At 67.2% G+C, this 1,373-nt stretch carries 2 protein-coding genes; one reads left to right on the top strand and one right to left on the bottom strand.

Features of this window, described 5'->3' with window-relative positions:
• A partial coding sequence (locus tag E4F61_RS05700; protein ID WP_238382810.1) for a P-loop NTPase occupies window positions 1-686 on the bottom strand: 686 nt, incomplete at its 3' end.
• A gap of 142 nt (window positions 687-828) precedes the next feature.
• Here E4F61_RS05700 and E4F61_RS05705 point away from each other — a divergent pair.
• The coding region (locus E4F61_RS05705; protein WP_162301415.1) for a TonB-dependent receptor plug domain-containing protein at window positions 829-1,373 on the top strand (545 nt) is incomplete at its 3' end.

A 1,373-nucleotide genomic window follows, 5' to 3' on the forward strand; every position in this document is an offset into this window, starting at 1 on the left:
GCGCCGGCCACGGGAATCTTCTGCGAGAGCGTCAGCTGGATGTCGCCGGTGCCGGGCGGCAGATCGACCACCAGGTAATCCAGGTCGTCCCAGCGCGAATCGTTCAGCAGCTGGGTCAGCGCGGAGGTCGCCATCGGTCCGCGCCAGATCATCGGCGTGTCCTGCTCCACCAGCAGGCCGATCGACATCACCTGCACGCCGTGGGCGCGCAGCGGTTCGATCGATTTGCCGTCGGGGCTGTCCGGCCGCCCCGATACGCCGAGCATGGTGGGGATGCTGGGTCCGTAGATGTCGGCATCGAGGATCCCGACCCGCGCGCCCTCCCGGGCCAGCGCCACCGCGAGATTGACGGCGACCGTCGATTTGCCCACGCCGCCCTTGCCGGACCCGACGGCGATCAGGTTCCGGACGTTCGCCAAGGGCACGGTGGCCGCCTGCGGCGCGTGGACGCCGATGCGCTGCCGGACCACCGCCGGGGGGCCGTCCCTGCCAACGAGTGCAATAACCTCCGCCACGGATCGCACGATTTCATGCTGCACGGCAGCAATGGGCACACCGAACGTGATGTCGACCACGACACCACCCGGCCCCTCGGGCCCGACCGAGACGCGGCCCACCTCTCCGACGGTGACGCCGAAACCATTGAGCGGGAGGGCGTCGAGGCGTCTGGCCAGCGGGTCGCTCATGAATGCGTTCCAAAAAAAGGATGCTGAGGACGGGCCGTCCCCGCAACACAACTTGTTAAAGCCATGTTACGGTCGAGGCGTCAGGGAGACAGGGGGCCGCAAGGAGGGCGGCACTGATCATTTTCTGTTTTGGGGAAACCAAATGCCAGTTACGCAACAGCGACTGCGGCGCAGCCGCATCGCATCGGCCGTCCTCGCGGCCCTCGTCCTTCCGGCGGCCACCGCGGCCTTCGCTCAGCAGGCCACGACCACCACCACGGACGAATCGAAAGACGCCGCGAAGAAGACCGAGCTCGACCGGGTCACCGTCGTCGGCTCGCGCATCAAGCGCTCGGAGACCGAAGGTCCGGCCCCCGTCACGGTCATCACCCGCGCGGACATCGATCGCGAAGGTTTCCAGACCGTCGGCGACATGCTGCAGACGCTCACCCAGAACACGACCTCGTCGTTCACGGGTGACCTCGCGATCACCGGCTTCACGCCGAATGCCCAGGTCGTCAACCTGCGTAACCTCGGCCCCGGCTACACGCTGACGCTGATCAACGGCCGCCGCCCCGCGCAGTACCCGCAGCCGTACAACCGCGACAACAACGTCGTCAACATCAAGGCCATCCCGTCCTCGATCATCGAGCGCGTGGAAGTCCTTACCGGCGGCGCCTCGGCGATCTACGGCTCCGACGCCATCGC

Origin of the sequence: Cognatilysobacter segetis, assembly GCF_004359965.1 — a bacterium.
GTDB lineage: Bacteria > Pseudomonadota > Gammaproteobacteria > Xanthomonadales > Xanthomonadaceae > Cognatilysobacter > Cognatilysobacter segetis.